Annotated in this window: 12 protein-coding genes and 1 pseudogene; 5 read left to right on the top strand and 8 right to left on the bottom strand. The window is 68.0% G+C overall.

The annotated features are described in order from the left end of the window. Nucleotides 1–118: pseudogene (locus AB4079_RS05390) on the top strand (IS30 family transposase); the annotation flags it as partial. A 76-nt stretch (nt 119–194) separates the two neighbouring features. Here the strand turns inward: AB4079_RS05390 and AB4079_RS05385 are convergent. The 6 genes from AB4079_RS05385 to sufB form a co-directional block, all read right to left on the bottom strand. After that, on the bottom strand, nt 195–1793 hold the full coding sequence (locus AB4079_RS05385; protein WP_441786253.1) for an ABC-F family ATP-binding cassette domain-containing protein: 1599 nt from the start codon (nt 1791–1793) through the stop codon (nt 195–197). A gap of 101 nt (nt 1794–1894) precedes the next feature. Next, entirely contained in the window at nt 1895–2224 is a 330-nt protein-coding gene (locus AB4079_RS05380) for a metal-sulfur cluster assembly factor (RefSeq protein ID WP_018191123.1), read from the bottom strand. Between the two features lie 40 nt (nt 2225–2264). Then, the gene (gene sufC / locus AB4079_RS05375) at nt 2265–3071 is read right to left on the bottom strand and encodes a Fe-S cluster assembly ATPase SufC (protein WP_441786252.1); all 807 of its coding nucleotides are present in this window, start codon (nt 3069–3071) and stop codon (nt 2265–2267) included. A gap of 2 nt (nt 3072–3073) precedes the next feature. After that, nucleotides 3074–3403 carry a non-heme iron oxygenase ferredoxin subunit gene (locus AB4079_RS05370; protein ID WP_441786251.1) on the bottom strand — a complete coding sequence of 110 codons (330 nt, stop codon included), beginning with the start codon at nt 3401–3403 and terminating at the stop codon, nt 3074–3076. Beyond that, nucleotides 3403–4635 carry a Fe-S cluster assembly protein SufD gene (gene sufD, locus AB4079_RS05365; protein WP_441786250.1) on the bottom strand — a complete coding sequence of 411 codons (1233 nt, stop codon included), beginning with the start codon at nt 4633–4635 and terminating at the stop codon, nt 3403–3405. Before sufD ends, AB4079_RS05370 begins: the two co-directional genes overlap by 1 nt. After that, a complete protein-coding gene (gene sufB / locus AB4079_RS05360) occupies nt 4632–6050 on the bottom strand; it encodes a Fe-S cluster assembly protein SufB (protein WP_441786249.1) in 1419 nt (472 codons plus the stop codon). Before sufB ends, sufD begins: the two co-directional genes overlap by 4 nt. A gap of 377 nt (nt 6051–6427) precedes the next feature. On the opposite strand from sufB, the gene AB4079_RS05355 reads away from it, so the two are divergent. Further along, nucleotides 6428–7369 (top strand): COX15/CtaA family protein, encoded by a 942-nt coding sequence (locus tag AB4079_RS05355; RefSeq protein WP_441786248.1) that lies wholly within the window; start codon nt 6428–6430, stop codon nt 7367–7369. Here AB4079_RS05355 and AB4079_RS05350 read toward each other — a convergent pair. Next, entirely contained in the window at nt 7343–7888 is a 546-nt protein-coding gene (locus tag AB4079_RS05350; RefSeq protein WP_441786247.1) for a GNAT family N-acetyltransferase, read from the bottom strand. The two genes, AB4079_RS05355 and AB4079_RS05350, sit on opposite strands and share 27 nt — an antisense overlap. Before the next feature lie 70 nt (nt 7889–7958). Further along, entirely contained in the window at nt 7959–8879 is a 921-nt protein-coding gene (locus tag AB4079_RS05345) for a heme o synthase (protein WP_441786246.1), read from the bottom strand. A gap of 307 nt (nt 8880–9186) precedes the next feature. On the opposite strand from AB4079_RS05345, the gene tkt reads away from it, so the two are divergent. Genes tkt through AB4079_RS05330 form a run of 3 tightly spaced genes read left to right on the top strand, consistent with a single transcriptional unit; the run spans nt 9187 to nt 14042 of the window. Beyond that, nucleotides 9187–11277 carry a transketolase gene (gene tkt / locus AB4079_RS05340; RefSeq protein ID WP_441786245.1) on the top strand — a complete coding sequence of 697 codons (2091 nt, stop codon included), beginning with the start codon at nt 9187–9189 and terminating at the stop codon, nt 11275–11277. A gap of 27 nt (nt 11278–11304) precedes the next feature. Beyond that, nucleotides 11305–12435 carry a transaldolase gene (gene tal, locus AB4079_RS05335; RefSeq protein WP_441786244.1) on the top strand — a complete coding sequence of 377 codons (1131 nt, stop codon included), beginning with the start codon at nt 11305–11307 and terminating at the stop codon, nt 12433–12435. Then, nucleotides 12432–14042 (top strand): glucose-6-phosphate isomerase, encoded by a 1611-nt coding sequence (locus tag AB4079_RS05330; protein WP_441786243.1) that lies wholly within the window; start codon nt 12432–12434, stop codon nt 14040–14042. The genes tal and AB4079_RS05330 overlap by 4 nt, the downstream gene beginning before the upstream one ends. Nucleotides 14043–14058 lie beyond the last annotated feature (16 nt).

Below are 14058 nucleotides of genomic sequence, written 5' to 3'. Positions count from 1 at the left end.
CACCCAGGAAGACCTCGACGAAATCGCCCGCCAACTCAACGGACGCCCCCGGCAAACCCTCGGCTGGCATAATCCAGCCAACAGGTTAAACCAACTCCTCGTTGCATCCACCACCTGAAACCGCCCCGCGGCAAGCGTGCAGAAAGTGTGGACTCGACGGTGGGTGGAGGGTGGAGGGCGGGACGCGGTGGGCGCTACGCGAGGGAGATGAGGTCGAGGTAGTCGCGGTTCCAGTGGTCCTCGACGCCGTCGGGCAGGATGAGCACCCGCTCGGGGTTGAGCGCCTCGACGGCGCCCTCGTCGTGGCTGACCAGCACGACCGCGCCCTCGTAGTGCGCGAGCGCATCCAGGATCTCTTCGCGGCTCGCGGGGTCGAGGTTGTTGGTGGGCTCGTCGAGCAGCAGGACGTTCGCTCCCGAGACGACGATCATCGCCAGGGCGAGGCGGGTCTTCTCGCCTCCGGACAGGACGCCGGCCGGCTTGTGCGCGTCGTCACCGGTGAAGAGGAAGGAGCCGAGTACCTTGCGCGCCTCGGTCTCGGTGAGCGACGGCGACGAGGAGACCATGTTCTGCAGCACGCTGCGCTCCACGTCGATCGTCTCGTGCTCCTGCGCGTAGTAGCCGACACGCAGGCCGTGGCCGGGTTCCACCTGCCCGGTGTCGGGTCGGTCGACGCCCGCCAGCATCCGGAGCAGCGTGGTCTTGCCCGCACCGTTGAGACCGAGGACGACGACCTTCGAGCCGCGGTCGATCGCCAGGTCGACCGCTGTGAAGATCTCCAGCGAGCCGTAGCTCTTCGACAGGTCGCTCGCCTGCAGCGGCGTGCGGCCGCACGGTGCGGGCGTCGGGAAGCGCAGTTTCGCCACGCGGTCGACCTGCCGCACCTCGTCCAGACCCGCCAGCAGCTTCTCGGCACGCGCCACCATCTGGTGGGCGGCCGCCGCCTTCGTCGCCTTCGCCCCGAACCGCGCGGCTTGCAGTTGCAGCGCGCCAGCCTTCTTCTCGGCGTTGGCGCGCTCCTTCTTGCGGCGCTCCTCGTCGGCGGCGCGCTGGCGCTGGTAGTTCTTCCAGCCCATGTTGTAGATGTCGATGACCTGGCGGTTGGCATCCAGATAGAAGACGCGGTTGACGGTCTCGCCGACCAGCTCGACATCGTGCGAGATGACGATGAAACCGCCGCTGTAGTTCTTCAGGAAGTCGCGCAGCCAGATGACCGAGTCGGCGTCGAGGTGGTTCGTCGGCTCGTCGAGGATCATGGTGCGCGCATCCGAGAACAGGATCCGCGCCAGTTCGATGCGCCGGCGCTGGCCGCCCGACAGGGTCTTCAGCGGCTGCTCCAGGATGCGATCCGGAAGGTTGAGGTTGGAGGCGATGGACGCCGCCTCCGCCTCCGCCGCATACCCGCCGAGCAGGTGGAAGCGCTCCTCCAGCCGGCCGTAGGTCTTCATCGCGGCCTCGGACACGGACGTGTCGGTGCTCGCCATATCCACGGTCGCCCGCTGCATCCCGAGCACGATGGAGCCGAGGCCCCGAGCGTCGAGGATGCGCGTGCGCGCCAGGTCGTCGAGGTTGCCGGAGCGCGGGTCCTGCGGCAGGTAGCCGAGTTCGCCCGAGCGGTCGACCTTGCCCGCGGTGGGCAGCAGGTCGCCGGCGAGCACCTTCGTCAGCGTGGTCTTGCCGGCGCCGTTGCGCCCGACCAGCCCGATCTTGTCGCCGTCGGCGACGCGGAAGCTCACGTCCTCCATGAGGAGGCGCGCGCCAACGCGCAGTTCTAGCCCCTGCACGGCAAGCACAGTTGCTCCATTCGTTCAGAAGCCATCCGTTCCTCGGTTAATCAGGCGGCACGCCGGGCGCGCGCCGGATCAAGCGAGGAACGGATGGCTGGGAGAGTAAGTCAGATAGCGAAGCCGAGGGCGCGCATCATGTCGCGGCCGTCGTCGGTGATCCGCTCGGGACCCCACGGCGGCATCCACACCCAGTTGATGCGGAAGGCCTCGACGATACCGTCGAGCGCCTCGGCGGTCTGCTCCTCGAGCACATCGGTGAGGGGGCAGCCGGCACTGGTCAGCGTCATCGAGATGATGAGCGCGTTGTTCTCGTCGTCCCAGGCCAGGTCGTAGATCAGGCCCAGGTCGACGACGTTGATCCCGAGTTCGGGATCCATGACGTCTTTCAGCGCCTCCTCGACCTGGTCGAAGAGCGCGGGGCTCAGCGTGGCGGGCATGATCCCTCTTTCCCTGTCAACACAGACTACCTCTCGCCGCTCACGCTTCGGTGGGAGCCGCGGCCAGCTCGGCCGCTGCGGCGGAGGCGGACTCGGGGGCGTCGACGTAGCGGTCGTAGCCCTCCTCCTCCAGCCGATCGGCAAGCTCGGGACCGCCCTGCTCCGCGACGCGGCCGGCGACGAAGACGTGCACGAAGTCCGGTTTGATGTAGCGCAGGATGCGCGTGTAGTGCGTGATCAGCATGATGCCGAGTCCGGTGTTCGCCTTGGCGCGGTTCACACCCTCGGACACGATCTTCAGCGCATCGACGTCGAGCCCGGAGTCGGTCTCGTCGAGCACCGCGAACCGCGGCTTCAGCAGTTCGAGCTGCAGGATCTCGTTGCGCTTCTTCTCGCCGCCCGAGAAGCCCTCGTTGACGTTGCGCTCGGCGAAGGAGGAGTCCATCCGCAGCGCGTTCATCGACTCGCGGACGTCCTTGACCCAGGTGCGGATGGACGGCGCCTGGCCCTCGATCGCGGTCTTCGCGGTGCGGAGGAAGTTGGTGTTGGTGACGCCGGGGATCTCCACCGGGTACTGCATCGCCAGGAAGAGGCCGGCGCGGGCGCGCTCGTCGACGGTCATGGCGAGCACGTCGGCGCCGTCGAGGGTGATGCTGCCCTTGGTGACGGTGTACTTCGGGTGACCGGCGATCGTGTAGGCGAGGGTGGACTTGCCCGAGCCGTTGGGGCCCATGATCGCGTGGATCTCACCCTCGTTGATGGTGAGGTCGACGCCGTTCAGGATGGGCTTGGTGCCCTGGTCCGTCTCGACGGTGACGTGGAGGTCGCGGATCTCGAGGACTGACATGGTTACTTGGTCTCTTTCGGAACGCTGGGGTCGATGTATACGTCTCCGTCGATGATCTCGACGCCGAAGACGGGGACCGGCTCGTAGGCCGGGAGGTTGAGGGGCTTGCCGGTGACGAGCGAGAACTGGGAGCCGTGCGCCCAGCACTCCAGTGTCTCGTCTTCGACGAAGCCCTCCGACAGCGAGATCTCGCCGTGCGTGCAGGTGTCGCCGATGGCGTGGACGGTGCCGGAGGAGTCTTTCACGACCGCGATCGGGACGCCGTCGAGCACCACGCGGGTTGCCTGGTTCTCGACGAGCTCCGCGAGGGCGGCGACGCGCTGCCCCGCCATCAGTTCTCGGCCCCGGCGGCGGTGACCGAGGTCGCTTCGAGCTCGTCCTCGATCTTGACCTGCAGGCGCTCCTGGAGCGCAGGCGAGCCGATCTGCTGGACGATCTCGGCGAGGAATCCGCGCACGACGAGGCGCCGTGCCTCCTCCTCCGGGATACCGCGGGACTGCAGGTAGAAGAGCTGCTCGTCGTCGAACCGGCCGGTCGCGCTGGCGTGGCCGGCTCCGACGATGTCGCCGGTCTCGATCTCGAGGTTCGGGACGGAGTCGGCGCGCGCACCGTCGGTGAGGACGAGGTTGCGGTTCTGCTCGTAGGTGTCGGTGCCGACGGCCTTCGGACCGATCAGCACGTCGCCGATCCAGACCGTCCGCGCACCCGCACCCTGCAGCGCACCCTTGTAGGTGACGCGGCTGCGGGTTTCGGGACCGTCGTGGTGGACGTACACCTGCTGCTCGAGGTGCTGCGACGCGTCGGCGAAGTAGGCGCCCAGGAGTTCCGTGTTCGAGCGCGCGCCGGCGAGGTGCACCGACGGGTTGAGCCGTACGACCCCGCCGCCGAGGGTGACGGCGACGTGCTTGAGACGCGCGCCCTCCGCCAGCTCGGCGAAGTGCGCGGCCACGTGCAGGGCGTCGTCGTCCCACTCCTGGAGGGAGACCACCGTGAGGTCGGCGTCCTTCCCGAGCAGGAACTCGACGTTCTCGGCGAGGTGGGCGGCACCGGTGTTCTGCAGGATGAGGGTCGCTACCGCACCCGGGGCGACCTCGATGACCGTGTGCGCGGCCCGTGGCGCTGCGCCGAGAGCGGAACGCGTGAGGGTGACCTCGCGGTGTTCGGTGCTGCCGTCGGCACTGTTGTCGGCGCTGATGCTGACCAGCAGCGCCTGCTCGAACGCCGTCCAGGCGTTGGCGGACGCGCGGTCCTCCGGCTGGCCGGCGGCTCCGATGCGCGAGTCTCCGCGGCCGACCCACAGGGTCGAGAAGCCCTTCTCTGCGGTCGCGTCGTAGACGTAGGGCGAGCCGTCGAGCTCACCGGCGATCAGCTCTTCGAGGCGCGCGACGGGCGTGTACTTCCACATCGCCTCGCGTCCCGTCACAGCAGGGAACGCCGTGACCTCGGTGGAGGTGAACCGCTCGGCGCGGGACTGGACGGGAACGGGCGCGCGCAGGTGCGTCGGAGCCGGCGCGGCCTCCGTCGTCTCCGACGTGGGGGTCTGCGTCTGCTGGGTCTGCGTCATCCGACGGAGCCTTCCATGCCCATCTCGATGAGCTTGTTGAGTTCGAGTGCGTATTCCATCGGGAGCTCCCGCGCGATCGGCTCGATGAAGCCGCGGACGATCATGGCCATCGCCTCGTCCTCCGGCATGCCGCGGGACATCAGGTAGAACAGCTGCTCCTCGCTGACGCGCGAGACGGTCGCCTCGTGGCCGAGCTGAACGTCGTCCACCCGGATGTCGATCGCCGGGTACGTGTCGGAGCGGGAGATCGTGTCGACCAGCAGCGCGTCGCAGCGAACGGTGTTCGCGGAGTGGTGCGCGTTCGTGTCCATCCGCACCTCGCCGCGGTAGCCGGCACGGCCACCCCCGCGAGCGATCGACTTCGAGACGATCGACGACTGGGTGTACGGCGCCATGTGGATCATCTTGGCGCCCGCATCCTGGTGCTGCCCGGGGCCTGCGAAGGCGACCGACAGGGTCTCGCCCTTGGCGCGCTCCCCCATCAGATAGATCGACGGGTACTTCATCGTCACCTTGGAGCCGATGTTGCCGTCGATCCACTCCATCGTCGCCCCCTCGGCCGCGGTCGCCCGCTTGGTGACGAGGTTGTAGACGTTGTTGGACCAGTTCTGGATGGTCGTGTAGCGCACCCGGGCGTTCTTCTTGACGATGATCTCGACGACCGCGGAGTGCAGCGAGTCGGACTTGTAGATCGGTGCAGTGCAGCCCTCGATGTAGTGGACGTAGCTGCCCTCGTCGGCGATGATCAGCGTCCGCTCGAACTGGCCCATGTTCTCCGTGTTGATGCGGAAGTAGGCCTGGAGCGGGATGTCGACGTGAACTCCCGGAGGCACGTAGACGAAGGAGCCGCCGGACCAGACGGCAGAATTCAGGGCGGCGAACTTGTTGTCACCACTGGGGATGACGGTGCCGAAGTACTCCTCGAAGAACTCAGGGTGCTCACGCAGCGCGGTGTCGGTGTCCATGAAGATCACGCCTTGGGCTTCGAGCTCCGCGTTGATCTGGTGGTACACGACCTCGGACTCATACTGCGCGGCGACGCCGGCCACGAGCCGCTGGCGCTCCGCCTCGGGGATGCCGAGCTTCTCGTACGTGTTCTTGATGTCGTCCGGCAGGTCTTCCCAGGTCTGCGCCTGCTTCTCGGTGGAGCGGACGAAGTACTTGATGTTGTCGAAGTCGATCTCCGACAGGTCGGCACCCCAGGTCGGCATCGGCTTGCGCTCGAACAGCTGGAGGGCCTTCAGGCGGCGCTGAAGCATCCAGTCGGGCTCACTCTTGAGCACGGAGATGTCTTTCACCACCTGAGGCGAGAGGCCACGACGCGCGGACGCGCCCGCAGCGTCCGAATCCGCCCAGCCGAACTCGTACTGCCCCAATGAGGCGAGCTCGGGCCGATCGATCAGGATGTCTGACATATCTACCTCGTTTCCTTCCACTCGTAACCGGATATCAGTCCGGCCCATTCCCTCGCCGCGCACGGCTCACACCGTGCGCTTCGAGCTTTTGGTTGTACGAGTGGCGGTGCGTGTACCAAACACAGCGCGTACCAACACGTGCGTACCTAGACTGTTCGAGGACACGGGCCACGATGCCTCGGCCACGGACGGAGGAATCCGACCGCCTGGCACGCGCACGATGGCGCGTTCTTCGAACCCACCAATTCTACAGGTGCGGCGCGGTAAAAGTAGAGGCGCGGCTGCGCGTTGCCCGAGTATCCGCATCCCGACACCGCTTCATTACCGAATGTTGCAAGCACACACAGAGTCATGAGCACCGAGGAACTACTGAGACCATGAAGCGCATCATCGCCTGGCTGCCCGACCGCGTGGACCGGCGGACCCGTGTCGTCGGCTGGATCTACCTGGCCGCGCAGGTGCTGCTGGTCGCGACAGGTGGTGCGGTGCGACTGACCTCCAGCGGCCTGGGATGCCCCACCTGGCCGAAGTGCACGGCGGACTCGCTGGTCAACACGCCGGAGATGGGCGTCCACGGCGTCATCGAGTTCGGCAACCGCCTGCTCGGCGGGGTGCTGGCGATCCTGGCCATCATCGCCTTCCTCCAGGTCGTCAAGCTCTACCGCACCCGCGGTGACCTGTTCTGGCTGGCCTTCGTAGCCGGCCTCGGCGTGCCGTTCCAGGCGATCGTCGGCGGCATCACGGTGCTGACGGGCCTCACCTGGTGGGTGGTCGGGATCCACTTCGTGACGTCGATCGTACTGGTCGCGCTGACCACTTCGTATCTGGTGCGGGTCTACGCCGTCCCCGGGCCGCGCGTCCGGGCGGTGCCGGGATGGTTCGCCACGACCGCCTGGATCACCAGCGTCGTCGTCCTGGTCACCATCGTGGTGGGCATCATCACCACCGGGTCCGGCCCGCACGCGGGCGACGCGAAGACGCCGCGCAGCGGGTTTAACCCCGAGATCCTGGAGCACGTGCACGCCATCCCGGCGTACGTCACTTTCGCGCTCACGATCGTGCTGGTCGTCGGTTCGCTCCGCTACCGGACCACTCCGGTTCGCCGCTTCACACTGTCCCTGCTGGCCGTCGAGGTCGCGCAGATCGCGGTCGGCCTCATCCAGGCGAACACCGGCCTCCCCGGCATCCTGGTCGGCCTCCACATGACTCTCGCCGCACTTCTCGCTGCCGGCATGACCGCCACCCTGTTCTCGCTCAGTGCGCCGGTCGAGCGGTTCGGTGCGCGGACCGACTCAACGGCCGACGTCGTCGCGGCGTAGCGTCCCGACGCAGGCCTCCCGTGTCTGGCCGTGCAGGCTGACGGAGGTCAGGATCCCCTCGTCGAACCGGAAGCCGGCCGCGACGGCCAGGCGCCTGCTCGCCTCGTTGCCCGGGACGTACACCCAGTTCAGCTGGTCGAATCCCAGCCCCGACGGGTCGAGTGCGAAGCGCGCCACCGCGCCGAGCGCCTCGCGCATGTAGCCGTTCCCGCGTGCCCACGGCCCCGACCAACAGCCGAGCGAGGCCACGCCTTCGGCGTCGTCAGCGCGCACCTCGAGCGCCCCCAGCAGCCGGCCGCCGTCGCGCAGGTGCACTGCCCACACGGTGTAACGGCCGCTGGCGGCACCGTGCGGGCCGTAGCTGCGCACGAAGAACTCGGCGCTCTCCCTGGTGTACGGCGACGGGAGCGGCACCCACGCCTGCGTCTCCGGGTCCTGGCACGCGTCCACGACGTCCGGGATGTCATCCTCGGTCGGCGCCGCCAGCGCGAGGCGAGCCGTCAGCAGGAGCGCTGTCATGCGCACATGCTAGGGGGCGGCGGCGACCGGCGGCAGGCGGTGGGTGCCGTGGCGACCGGGCCCGTCTCTTCTAGAACGGCAGCAGCGGGTCGATCGCGACGGCGAGGAAGATCAGCGTCAGGTAGGCGATCGAGCCGTGGAAGACCCGCATCGGCGAGACGGCGGCATGCCGGATGGCCAGATTGTAGAGGCGGTGCGACTCGTAGATGAACCAGCCGCCCGACACCAGCGAGACCGCCGTGTACAGCAGCCCCATGTGTGCGACAGGGATCAGCAGCAGCGAGCAGGCGACCATCGCCCAGGCGTACAGGATGACCTGCAGGCCGACGACCGCACGGCCGCGCACCACCGCGAGCATGGGAACGCCCGCCTCCTGATAGTCGGAGCGGTACTTCATGGACAGCGGCCAGTAGTGCGGCGGCGTCCAGAGGAAGATGATCCCGAACAGGATGAACGGCGCCCAGTCGAGCGAACCCGTCACGGCCGCCCACCCGATGAGAACGGGCATGCAGCCGGCGATGCCGCCCCAGACGATGTTCTGGGGGGTCCGGCGCTTCAGGATGAGCGTGTAGAAGACGACGTAGAGCAGGATCGCGGCGACCGACAGCGCCGCGGCGAGCCAGTTCGTGAAGAAGCCGAGCACGACCACCGACGCAATACCCAACGCCCACGCGAAGACGAGCGCCTCGCGGTCCGAGAGCTCGCCGGTGACCAGCGGACGGTTCTTCGTCCGTCGCATCACGCGGTCGATGTCGCGGTCGATGTAGCAGTTGAAAGCGCCCGCCGATCCGGCGCTCATGTAGCCGCCGACGACAGTCGCGAGCACCAGCCAGAGGCTCGGGATGCCGTTCGCAGCGAGGATCATCGTCGGAACCGTGGTGACCAGCAGCAGTTCGACGACACGCGGCTTGGTGAGAGCGACATACGCCTTCACCTTGCGTGCGAACCCCGTGCGGCCCGGCTCGACACGACTCTCTACAGCGACGTCCATTGCTCCTCGTGTGGTGTCGGCGGATGGGTGCGAAAGCCCCACCCGAAAGTCTACGGCACGTAGAGGCGCGGCCGGGCGGCTACCCCGTGTCCTCGTGTGACGCAACCGTCTGGGGGAACACCCCACGTTACGTGCGCGTTACCTATACTTGGAGGTGCTCGCCAGCCGAACCCCCTCCCCGGTCGACCGTTCTTGTAGGACTGTGACGGAGAGGACACCGGCGCCGATGACGTCCACGGCGCGCACTACCTCAATCGGTGCGGGTTCCACGACGACCCTCACCTCATCTACGAAGGGTCAGTTTTCAGTGGCAGCATTGCAGTGGGATCCCATTGACAACAAGGCAGTAGACACGGCTCGCATCCTTGCGGCCGACGCGGTCGAGAAGGTGGGCAACGGGCATCCCGGCACCGCCATGAGCCTCGCCCCCGCGGCATACCTGCTCTTCCAGAAGGTCATGCGCCGCGACCCTCGCGACCAGCACTGGCTCGGCCGGGACCGCTTCGTCCTGTCGGCCGGCCACTCGTCGCTGACCCAGTACGTCCAGCTCTATCTGGGCGGCTACGGTCTCGAGCTCGACGACCTGAAGAAGCTCCGCACCTGGGGCTCCCTCACCCCCGGCCACCCCGAATACGGACACACCGACGGCGTGGAGATCACCACTGGACCACTCGGCCAGGGCATCTCCTCCGCCGTCGGTTTTGCATATGCCCAGCGTTTCGAGCGCGGCCTGTTCGACCCGGACGCCGCCCCCGGCGAGAGCCCGTTCGACCACCACATCTACGTGATCGCGTCCGACGGCGACCTCGAAGAGGGCATCAGCTCGGAGGCGTCGTCGCTCGCCGGCCACCAGGAACTCGGCAACCTGATCGCGATCTACGACAGCAACCAGATCTCGATCGAGGACGACACCGACATCGCCTTCACGGAGGACGTCAAGGCGCGCTACGAGGCGTACCACTGGCACGTGCAGGTCGTCGACTGGAAGAAGACCGGCGTCTACGAGGAGGACGTGCAGGAGCTTCACCAGGCGATCGTCAACGCCCAGGAGGTGACCGACAAGCCGTCGCTCATCATCCTGAAGACCATCATCGGCTGGCCGTCGCCGAAGAAGCAGAACACCGGCAAGATCCATGGATCCGCCCTCGGCACCGACGAGCTGCGTGCGGTCAAGGAGGTGCTCGGCTTCGACCCTGAGCAGTCCTTCGAGGTCGCCGACGAGGTCATCGAGCACACCCGCAAGGCCGTCGAGCGCGGCGCCGAGGAGCACGCCGAGTGGCAGAAGGACTTCGACGCCTGGGCCGACGCGAACCCGGAGCGCAAGCAGCTGCTCGACCGTCTGCTGTCCGGCGAGACACCCGACCTGGAGAGCGCCCTCCCCGTCTTCGAGCCGGGCAAGGACGTCTCCACCCGTGCCGCAAGCGGCAAGGTGATCAACGCCATTGCTGCGGCCATGCCGGAGCTGTGGGGCGGCTCGGCCGACCTCGCCGAGTCGAACAACACCACCATCGAGGGCGCCCCCTCCTTCGTGCCGAGCGAGCGCTCGACCCACGAGTGGACGGGCAACCCGTACGGCCGCGTGCTGCACTTCGGCATCCGCGAGCACGCGATGGCCGCGATCATCAACGGCATCGTGCTGCACGGACCGACCCGTCCGTTCGGCGGCACGTTCCTGATCTTCAGCGACTACCAGCGCCCGTCCCTCCGTCTCGCGGCCCTGATGAAGGTTCCGTCGATCTTCGTCTGGACCCACGACTCCGTCGCCCTCGGTGAGGACGGCCCGACGCACCAGCCGATCGAGCAGCTGTCCACGCTTCGCGCCATCCCGCAGTTCGACGTCGTCCGTCCGGGCGACGCCAACGAGGTCGCCTGGGCCTGGAAGACCATCCTCGAGCGCCGTCAGGGGCCGGCCGGCATCGCGCTGACGCGGCAGAACCTCCCGGTGTTCGAGCGCGGTGAGGGTGACGCAGAGGGCGACACCCTCGCGTCGGCCAAGAACGTCGTCAAGGGCGCGTACATCCTGGCCGAGGCGCCGCGCGGCACGCCGGACCTGATCTTCATCGCGACCGGCTCCGAGGTGCAGATCGCACTCGAGGCCCGCGAGGTGCTGCGCGGCGAGGGCATCAACGCCCGCGTCGTGTCCGCGCCCAGCCTGGAGTGGTTCGCCGAGCAGTCCGCCGAGTACCAGGAGAAGGTGCTCCCCGCAGAGATCAAGGCCCGCGTCTCGATCGAGGCCGGCCTGGCGCTGGCCTGGGACAAGATCGTGGGCGACCACGGTCGCAGCGTGTCGATCGAGCACTTCGGTGCGTCGGCCGACTACAAGACGCTGTTCCGTGAGTTCGGCATGACCACCGAGCATGCCGTGTCCGCCGCGAAGGAATCGCTCGCGTCGCTTTGAGCGCGGGCACAAGAGGAGAGAACAGAAATGACTGACACAACTTCCACCACCCAAACTCCGACGGCCGCCCTGTCCGCCGCCGGAGTGAGCATCTGGCTGGACGACCTCTCGCGTGAGCGCATCAACAGCGGTGGCCTGCAGAAGCTGATCGCCGAGAAGAACGTGGTCGGCGTGACCACGAACCCGACGATCTTCGCCACGGCCCTGTCCAAGGGTGAGGCGTACGACGAGCAGGTCCGCCAGCTCGCCGCCGCCGGCACCGGCGTCGACGAGGCGATCTTCGAGATCACCACCGACGACGTCGCCAAGGCGAGCGACATCTTCCACGACGTCTACGAGCGTTCCAACGGGGTCGACGGCCGCGTCTCCATCGAGGTGGAGCCGGGCCTGGCGCACGACGCCGCTGCGACGGTCGAGACGGCCAAGAAGCTGCGGGCGAAGGTCGACAAGGCCAACGTCATGATCAAGATCCCGGCGACCGTCGAGGGAATCGAGGCCATCGCCGACACCATCGCGGAGGGCATCAGCGTCAACGTGACGCTGATCTTCAGCCTCGAGCGCTACCGCCAGGTCATCGACGCCTACCTCACCGGCCTCGAGCGGGCCAAGGAGGCGGGCATCGACCTCTCCGGCATCCGGTCCGTCGCGTCGTTCTTCGTCTCGCGGGTCGACACCGAGGTGGACAAGCGCCTCTCGGCTCTCGGCACCGACGAGGCCGAAGGCCTCAAGAGCAAGGCCGGCATCGCCAACGCCCGTCTCGCCTACGAGGTGTTCGAGCAGGAGTTCGCCAGCGACCGCGCCAAGCGCCTCATCGAGGCCGGGGCCAACGAGCAGCGTCCGCTGTGGGCCTCCACCGGTGTGAAGGACCCGAGCCTGCCCGACACCCTGTACGTCGAGGCCCTCGTCGCCCCGAACGTCGTCAACACGATGCCGGAGAAGACGCTCGACGCGACCTTCGACCACGGCAACATCACCGGCGACACCGTGACCAGCACCTACGCGGAGTCGAAGGCCGTCCTCGACAAGCTGGCCGAGCTCGGCATCAGCTACGACGATGTCACCGACACCCTCGAGCGCGAAGGCGTCGAGAAGTTCAACGTCTCCTGGGCAGAACTGGTGGAGACCGTGAAGAACGCCCTCGAGGGAGCCGCCAAGTGACGTTCCGCATCCACGTGACCGGTGCGGCGGCCGAGGCCGTCCGCACCGTCGTCCCGCAGCTCGTCGCCGACAGGGTGGCTTCGGGCATCACGGCCCAGGACCCGGCCCTCTGGGGTCCGGCCGCCGAGTCCGAGGCCGCCAAGCGTCTCGGCTGGACCGAGGCCGTCGCCATCTCGCGGCCCCTCGTCGCCGAGATCGACGCCCTGCGCGGTGAGCTGCACGCCAAGGGCGTCAACCACATCGTGCTCGGCGGCATGGGCGGCTCGTCGCTCGCGCCGGAGGTCATCACCCGGACGGCGGAGGCCGAGCTGACCGTGCTCGACTCCACCGACCCGGGTCAGGTGCTCGCCGCGCTGCGCGACCGGCTGGAGGCCACCGCGGTGGTCATCTCGTCCAAGTCGGGCTCGACGCTCGAGACGGACAGCCAGCGCCGCGTGTACGAGAAGTGGTTCCAGGATGCGGGCATCGACCCGCGCGAGCGCATCGTCGTGGTCACCGACCCCGGTTCTCCGCTGGACCAGTCGGCCCGCGAGGCCGGCTACCACGTCTTCAACGCCGACCCCAACGTCGGCGGACGGTACTCCGCACTGACCGCGTTCGGCCTGGTGCCGTCGGGTCTCGCCGGAGTCGACATCGCCGAGCTGCTCGACGAGGCGGAGGCCACGCTGATCGAGCTCGCGGTCGACAACGAGCAGAACCCCGGACTCGTGCTCGGCGCTGCGATCGCCGGCACCAACCCGCTCAAGGACAAGCTGGGCATCGTCGCAGACGGCACCCACATCGTCGGGTTCGCCGACTGGGCCGAGCAGCTGATCGCGGAGTCCACCGGCAAGGAGGGCACGGGCCTCCTCCCGGTCGTGCTGGACAAGCTTGCGCCGGAGCTCGAGTCGAAGCCGGCCGATCTGCAGGTCGTGCGCCTCGTCGCGAACGCGGAAGCCCACCACCTGTTCCCGGCCGACCGGCACGAGGGCGAGATCCTCGTCTCCGGCAGCCTCGGGGCCCAGCTCATCGTCTGGGAGTACGCGGTGGCCGTCGCCGGACGCCTGCTCGGCATCAACCCGTTCGACCAGCCGGACGTGGAGGCCGCGAAGGTCGCCGCTCGGTCGCTGCTGGACAACCGGCCGGAGGCCGTCACCCCGGCGTTCACCGCCGGCGGCATCGAGGTGCGGACCAGCGGTTCGTTCCTGGGATCGGCGAACACGCTCGATGCCGCGGTGGACGCGCTGCTCGCGCAGCTCGGCCCGGACGGCTACGTGGCGGTCCAGGCGTACGTCGACCGCATCGCCCTCCCCCAGCTCGCGGGCATCCGCGACCTCCTGGCTGCGAAAGCGAACCGCCCCGTCACCTTCGGCTGGGGCCCGCGCTTCCTGCACTCCACCGGTCAGTTCCACAAGGGTGGACCCGCGGTCGGCGTGTTCCTGCAGATCACGGCGACGCCGTCCGAGGACCTCGAGATCCCCGGCCGTCCCTTCACATTCGGTCAGCTCATCCAGGCCCAGGCCGCCGGCGACGCCAGCGTGCTCGGCGAGCACGGCCGCCCGGTGCTGACCCTGACGCTCACGAACCCCGAGGCGGACGTCGTCTCGTTGTTCGAGGCCGTCAACTGAGCCCGGTTAAGGAGAT

Source organism: Leifsonia sp. 2MCAF36, assembly GCF_052115525.1.
In the GTDB taxonomy this organism is placed as follows: domain Bacteria; phylum Actinomycetota; class Actinomycetes; order Actinomycetales; family Microbacteriaceae; genus Leifsonia.
Note: the sequence above shows the minus strand (reverse complement) of the source record. Positions and strands in the feature narration are given on the sequence as shown.

Coding starts and splice junctions, on each gene's coding strand:
- AB4079_RS05380 (WP_018191123.1), bottom strand. CDS start 2,224: ATGCCCGCCACGCTGAGCCCCGCGCTCTTCGACCAGGTCGAGGAGGCG.
- sufC (WP_441786252.1), bottom strand. CDS start 3,071: ATGTCAGTCCTCGAGATCCGCGACCTCCACGTCACCGTCGAGACGGAC.
- AB4079_RS05370 (WP_441786251.1), bottom strand. CDS start 3,403: ATGGCGGGGCAGCGCGTCGCCGCCCTCGCGGAGCTCGTCGAGAACCAG.
- sufD (WP_441786250.1), bottom strand. CDS start 4,635: ATGACGCAGACCCAGCAGACGCAGACCCCCACGTCGGAGACGACGGAG.
- sufB (WP_441786249.1), bottom strand. CDS start 6,050: ATGTCAGACATCCTGATCGATCGGCCCGAGCTCGCCTCATTGGGGCAG.
- AB4079_RS05355 (WP_441786248.1), top strand. CDS start 6,428: ATGAAGCGCATCATCGCCTGGCTGCCCGACCGCGTGGACCGGCGGACC.
- AB4079_RS05350 (WP_441786247.1), bottom strand. CDS start 7,888: ATGACAGCGCTCCTGCTGACGGCTCGCCTCGCGCTGGCGGCGCCGACC.
- AB4079_RS05345 (WP_441786246.1), bottom strand. CDS start 8,879: ATGGACGTCGCTGTAGAGAGTCGTGTCGAGCCGGGCCGCACGGGGTTC.
- tal (WP_441786244.1), top strand. CDS start 11,305: ATGACTGACACAACTTCCACCACCCAAACTCCGACGGCCGCCCTGTCC.